Source organism: Mumia sp. (assembly GCF_028803055.1).
Lineage (GTDB): Bacteria > Actinomycetota > Actinomycetes > Propionibacteriales > Nocardioidaceae > Mumia.
This window is the reverse complement of record NZ_JARBCJ010000194.1, coordinates 1-5,821: the sequence shown is the minus strand read 5'-3', so window position 1 is coordinate 5,821 and position 5,821 is coordinate 1. Positions and strand designations below refer to the sequence as shown.

The following is a 5,821-nucleotide window of genomic DNA, read 5'->3' as shown; positions in this document are numbered from 1 at the left end:
GATGCGGGCAGCCTTCCCCGACGGCGTGTGCGACTACACCAAGAAGTCTCGCGGCTGGGCCCCGGCGGCTCGTCCGTGGCAGAGGTTCTGAGGCCGACGTGCACGAAGGCCCGGGCCGCAGCGCGGTCCGGGCCTTCGTCGGTGTGGCGGAGGATAGGGGATTCGAACCCCTGAGGGCGTTAACCCAACACGCTTTCCAAGCGTGCGCACTAGGCCACTATGCGAATCCTCCGCGAGCAGGTTACCTGTTGGGTCGGGCCGGGCCGAAATCAGGGGGAGGGGATGCCCCGCTTCCGCGTGCTTGAGCGGTCTCGGTACGATGACTGAAGTCCCTCGCGCGGCGGTATCTCGCCCAACTCCCCCAGGGCCGGAAGGCAGCAAGGGTAAGTGAGCTCTATCGGGTGCGCGAGGGACCTTTTCATGTCCGGGCGCAGGAGCTCGGGAGGGAACCGCGCGGGACGTGCAAGTCCGTGCTCGGTGCTCGGCACAGAGGGCATGCTGGGTTGATGTTCCTCGACGAGCCTCCGCACGACGACCCGGTGCGCGCCCTCTACGACGCCGACCTCGAGTCCGACGGGTACGTCAACAACCTGACCCGTCTGTGGGCGTGGCGGCCCGACGTGAACGACGCGGCCACGGCAGCACGCGCGGCCGTCAGCCGCGACAGCGCCTTGACCGACGAGGACCGCGCCGTGCTCGTCGCGGCGACCGCGGCGGCGCGCCACGACTCGTACTGTGCCCTCGCCTGGGGCCGTCGGCTGGCGAGCCTGGCCGGTACGGCGACGGCGGCCGGCGTGCTCAGTGGCGCCGTCGACGCACTCGCACCGCGGACCCGTGCCCTCGCGGCATGGGCCACTGTCGTGGTCCAGGACCCGAACGCGACGACCGCGGAGGACGTCGCGCGGTTGCGCGCCGTCGGGCTGGGCGACCGCGAGATCTTCGAGGCGATGGCCTTCGTCGCACAACGGCTCGCCTTCTCGACCGTCAACGACGCGCTGGGTGCGGAGCCTGACCGACAGCTCGTCGTCGGTGCGCCCGAGGAGGTCGTCGCTGCGGTCGCGTACGGACGGCCGGTCGCCGCCGAGTAGCCCGTCCAAGCCGTTGCCGCCTGTGGGGAAAATGTGGATAACGGCCGCGATCTGTGGATGGTGAAGCACGTTCTGTGTACGACCCTCTGGACGACGCGAAAAGGTCGAAGTTCTCTTCTCTGGACCCTTGCACGGTGTCCGGATCGCACGGTAGGACAGTGCAGGTGCGCCTCGGGCGCCATGCGTAGATGCAAACCCCCGGAAGGCCCCGCGACGCCGATGCGCGTGTCGCGGGGCCTTGCGCATCGCACGGCGATCACGGTGCACACGACAGGGCGGTTCGGACGTCAGGGACGATCGTTAGGGTTGACGCGTGGACGAACCCATGGCCTTGTACCGGCGCTATCGCCCGGAGACGTTCGCCGAGGTGATCGGCCAGTCGCACGTGACCGACCCGCTGCGGCACGCGCTCGCCAACAACCGCGTCAACCACGCCTACCTCTTCTCCGGCCCCCGCGGCTGCGGCAAGACGACGAGTGCGCGCATCCTCGCCCGCGCGCTCAACTGCGAGAAGGCCCCGGTCGCCGACCCGTGCGGCGAGTGCCAGAGCTGCCGCGACCTCGCGCGCGGAGGCCCGGGGAGCCTCGACGTCATCGAGATCGACGCCGCCAGCCACGGTGGCGTCGACGACGCCCGCGACCTGCGCGAGCGGGCGTTCTTCGCTCCCGTCAACAGCCGCTACAAGGTCTACATCATCGACGAGGCCCACATGGTCTCGAGCCAGGGCTTCAACGCCCTGCTCAAGCTCGTCGAGGAGCCACCTCCGCACCTGAAGTTCATCTTCGCGACGACCGAGCCCGAGAAGGTCATCGGCACGATCAGGTCCCGGACCCACCACTACCCGTTCCGGCTGGTGCCGCCCAAGACCCTCACCTCCTACCTCGAGGAGCTCGGCCGTACGGAGGGTGTTCCGCTCGAGGCGACGGCGCTTCCGCTGATCGTGCGCGCCGGCGGCGGATCCGTCCGCGACACCCTCAGCGTGCTCGACCAGCTCATCGCCGGGGCGTCCGACGACGGGGTCACGTACGACCTCGCCGCGTCGCTGCTCGGCTACACGCCCGACTCGCTCCTCGACGAGGTCATCGACGCGTTCGCGGCGGGCGACGGCGGCGCGGTGTTCGCGGCCGTCGACAAGGTCGTGGAGACCGGGCAGGACCCGCGCCGGTTCGCCGAGGACCTCCTCCAACGGCTGCGTGACCTGGTGATCGTGGCCAACGTGCCCGACGCCATCGGCATGGGCCTCATCGACATCGCAGGCGACCGTGGCGAGCGCATCGAGAACCAGGCCGCGCGGTTCGGCCGCGCCGACCTGACCCGTGCCGCCGACGTCGTCAGCGCCGGCCTGACCGAGCTGCGGGGTGCGACCGCCCCGCGTCTCCTGCTCGAGCTGATGTGCGCCCGCATCCTCCTGCCGGGCGCTGACGCCACACCTGACGGCGTGCAGGCCCGCCTCGACCGGATCGAGCGGCGCCTGTCGATCGTGGGAGACGGTCCGCCACCGGTCGAGCGTCCCGCGCCGGCCCCCGCGCAGGCTCCCGCGTCCACTCCGACTCCCGCGCCCACTCCGACTCCGACAAGGACTCCGGCGCCGGCGCCTGCACCCACCGAGGCCGCGAGGCCGGCGGCTCCCGCGCCGGCGGTCGAGGAGGCACCTCCCGCGGCCGCCGAGCACACCGAGCCCGCGCCGCCCGGCACGCCCGGAGTGGCCGACGTACGCCGCCTGTGGCCCGACATCCTCGACAAGGTGCGCGTCATTCGGCGCTTCACCTGGGTGATGCTCAGCCAGAACGCCCAGGTCCACTCGCTCGAGGGCACCACGCTGACCATCGGGCTCGTCAACAGCGGCGCACGGGACTCGTTCGCCCGCAGCGGCTCCGACGCGATCCTCGTCCAGGCGCTCGTCGACGTGCTCGGAGGCACGTGGCGCGTCGAGGCGATCGTCGACCCCAGCGCCGGAGGCGGAGCCGCTCCGGCGCGAGCCGGGTCGACGCCGCGCGGCCCTGACGAGTCCGCGGCGCCCCCGACGGGCTCGACCGGCTCCGCTCCTCAGGCTGCCGCGGCACCGGCGATGCCGGAGCCCTCACCCGCCCCGCCGACGGCTCCGCCGCCTCGTGAGCGCGCGAGCGCGGACGCCATCGCGGCCGCGCGAGCCAGCCTGCGTGACGACTCGGCGCGCCCCGAGGCCTACGACCCCGACCTCCATGCCAAGGTCGACGACCCCGCGATGGAGAACGACGGCCTCTCCCACGAGGAGCTCCTCAGCAGAACACTCGGGGCCCAGGTCATCAGCGAGATCCCGCACGACTGACAGAGGAGCACGATGAGCAGCTGGCGGCCCGACATCCTTGGTGACGGCTACGAGCAACGGCGGATCGACCTCGGGCCCGACCCTGACGGTGAGGGGGCCATCGACGCCACGCTCGTCCGACGTGTCCCGCGCGACGGTGAGGACGCGAGGGGTGCGGTGCTGTACGTCCACGGCTTCAGCGACTACTTCTTCCAGACCGAGCTGGCCGACTTCTTCGCCGAGCGCGGGTTCGCCTTCTACGCCCTCGACCTGCGCAAGTGCGGCCGCTCGCTGCAGCCCAGCCACACCGCCCACTTCGTCTCCGACCTCGCGCTCTACGACGAGGAGCTCGAGCGGGCGCTCGCCGTCGTGCGTGAGGAGACCGGTGCCGACGTCCTCCTGGCGGCGCACTCGACGGGCGGCCTGATCCTTCCGCTGTGGCTCGACCGTCGGCGTCGGGCGAGCGCCGGGCGAGCCGGCGGCGTGTCCGGTCTCGTCCTCAACAGCCCGTGGTTCGACCTTCAGGGTGCGGCCTACCTGCGCTCCGTCGGCACCCAGGCGATCAGGGCCGTCGGTCGAGTCAAGCCGACGGCGCCGGTCAAGCTGGCGCCCAGCGACGCGTACGGGACCAGCCTCGCGGCCTCGCACCACGGTGAGTGGGACTTCGACACGGCCTGGAAGCCGCTCAACGGCTTCCCGGTCACGTTCGGGTGGCTTCGCGCCGTCCGCGTCGGTCACGCGCGGCTGCACCGTGGGCTCGACATCGGCGTCCCGGCGCTGGTTCTGCGGTCGACGCGCTCGCACTTCACCTCGCGATACTCCGAGGACGTCGACTCCGCCGATGCCGTCCTCGACGTCCGTCAGATCGCGCGGTGGTCCGGGTGCCTGGGCGGCGACACCCGGGTGGTCCCGATCGAGGGTGCCCGTCACGACGTCTTCCTGTCGCGCGAGGAGCCGCGCAGCAGGGCGTACGACGCGGTCGACGCGTGGCTGCGGCACGACGCGGCCCTGCTGCCGGACCAGCGGGAGCTCGCCGGGGGATGACTACGCCGGCCGCCGACCGGCGCCGGATCGGCCCGCTGGACCTGGGACCGCTGCTGCGCCGGTTGGGCGGTCGAGACCGGCTCGTCGCGCTCGTCGGGGCATGGGACTCGGGCCGCGCTCTCGTCGCGTACGACCCGGTGCGAGTGCTCGCCGACGGCGACGACCCGTTCGACGTCGGCACCGGTCCGGACGGTGCCCGGGAGATGGGCACCTGGATCGGGTGGTGGGGCTACCAGCTCGGCGCTCGGCTGGAGGACGTCGGTCCCGTGCCGCCTCGGACGGACCCGCTGCCCGACGCCGACCTCGCCCTCTACGAGACGGTCCTGCGTCGGATCGACGGTGTGTGGTGGTTCGAGTCGGTCGCCTCGCCGGAGCAGACCGAGGAGCGGTGGGCCCGCCTGTGCGGCCTGCTCGCGGGTGACGAGCCGCAGCCCGCGGCGTACGGGCTCGCGCCGTTCGTCGCCGTGCCCGGGATCGACGCGCACCGCGAGGCGGTGCGCCGCACGATCGCCCACATCCACGCCGGGGACGTGTTCCAGGCCAACGTCTGCCTGCGTCTGGAGTCGCGGATCGACGGCGCGGGCGGATCGGCCGCCGGGCTGGAGATGTTCCTCAGCGGAGTCGCCGCCCTCGCTCCGGCGTACGCGGCGTACGTCGCCGGGCGGTCGGGGACGATCGTCAGCCTCTCGCCGGAGCTCTATCTGCGCCGGACCGGGCGTCACGTCGTGTCGTCGCCGATCAAGGGCACCGCGCCTGCTGAGGCAGATCCCGCCGACCTCGTCGCCTCGGTGAAGGACCACGCCGAGAACGTCATGATCGTCGACCTCGTGCGCAACGACCTCGGACGCGTCGCGGAGACGGGCACCGTCCGCGTCACCGCGACCACCGAACCACGCCGTCGTGCCGGGGTCTGGCACCTCGTGTCCGACGTCGAGGCGACGCTCGCGGCCGACGCGACGGACGCTGACCTGCTTCGGGCGACCTTTCCGCCCGGGTCGGTGACGGGGGCCCCGAAGGTGCGGGCGATGCAGATCATCGGCGAGCAGGAGGCGACGGGGCGCGAGGTGTACACCGGCGCGATCGGTCACGCCGGGCCGCGCGGGCTGGAGGCGAGCGTCGTGATCCGGACGTTCGAGATCCGGGGGGACCGCGTCTGGCTGGGCGTGGGGGGCGGGGTCGTCGCCGACTCCGATCCTGACGCCGAGCTGCGAGAGTGCTTCACGAAGGCCGCGCCACTGCTCCGGGCGGTCGGTGCCACGCTGCAGACGCCTGCGCCCGGCGGCGCCGTTCATGCGCCGCGCCCGCCGATCGGCGGGCTTGTGGTCCCGCCCCGCCTCGCGGGACCTGGTCGTCCGGGTCCGGGCCGGCCTGACTCGGCGGCAGGCATCTTCGACACGCTGCT

Annotated in this window: 4 protein-coding genes, 1 tRNA gene and 1 other RNA gene; 5 read left to right on the top strand and 1 reads right to left on the bottom strand. The window is 72.3% G+C overall.

Features of this window, described 5'->3' with window-relative positions; all coding sequences use genetic code 11:
* Window positions 1-144: 144 nt before the first annotated feature.
* Window positions 145-232: transfer RNA gene (locus PV363_RS15085), tRNA-Ser, on the bottom strand.
* A gap of 92 nt (window positions 233-324) precedes the next feature.
* Here PV363_RS15085 and ffs point away from each other — a divergent pair.
* The 5 genes from ffs to PV363_RS15060 all read left to right on the top strand — a co-directional run.
* Window positions 325-421: signal recognition particle sRNA small type (gene ffs, locus PV363_RS15080), an RNA gene on the top strand.
* A gap of 85 nt (window positions 422-506) precedes the next feature.
* Entirely contained in the window at window positions 507-1,088 is a 582-nt protein-coding gene (locus PV363_RS15075; RefSeq protein ID WP_301022747.1) for a hypothetical protein, read from the top strand.
* A 325-nt stretch (window positions 1,089-1,413) separates the two neighbouring features.
* Window positions 1,414-3,396 (top strand): DNA polymerase III subunit gamma and tau, encoded by a 1,983-nt coding sequence (locus PV363_RS15070; protein ID WP_220366571.1) that lies wholly within the window; start codon window positions 1,414-1,416, stop codon window positions 3,394-3,396.
* A 12-nt stretch (window positions 3,397-3,408) separates the two neighbouring features.
* A complete protein-coding gene (locus tag PV363_RS15065; protein WP_301022745.1) occupies window positions 3,409-4,419 on the top strand; it encodes an alpha/beta hydrolase in 1,011 nt (336 codons plus the stop codon).
* A partial coding sequence (locus PV363_RS15060; protein ID WP_301022744.1) for a chorismate-binding protein occupies window positions 4,416-5,821 on the top strand: 1,406 nt, incomplete at its 3' end. The genes PV363_RS15065 and PV363_RS15060, both read left to right, overlap by 4 nt.

Coding starts and splice junctions, on each gene's coding strand:
- PV363_RS15075 (WP_301022747.1), top strand. CDS start 507: ATGTTCCTCGACGAGCCTCCGCACGACGACCCGGTGCGCGCCCTCTAC.
- PV363_RS15070 (WP_220366571.1), top strand. CDS start 1,414: ATGGCCTTGTACCGGCGCTATCGCCCGGAGACGTTCGCCGAGGTGATC.
- PV363_RS15065 (WP_301022745.1), top strand. CDS start 3,409: ATGAGCAGCTGGCGGCCCGACATCCTTGGTGACGGCTACGAGCAACGG.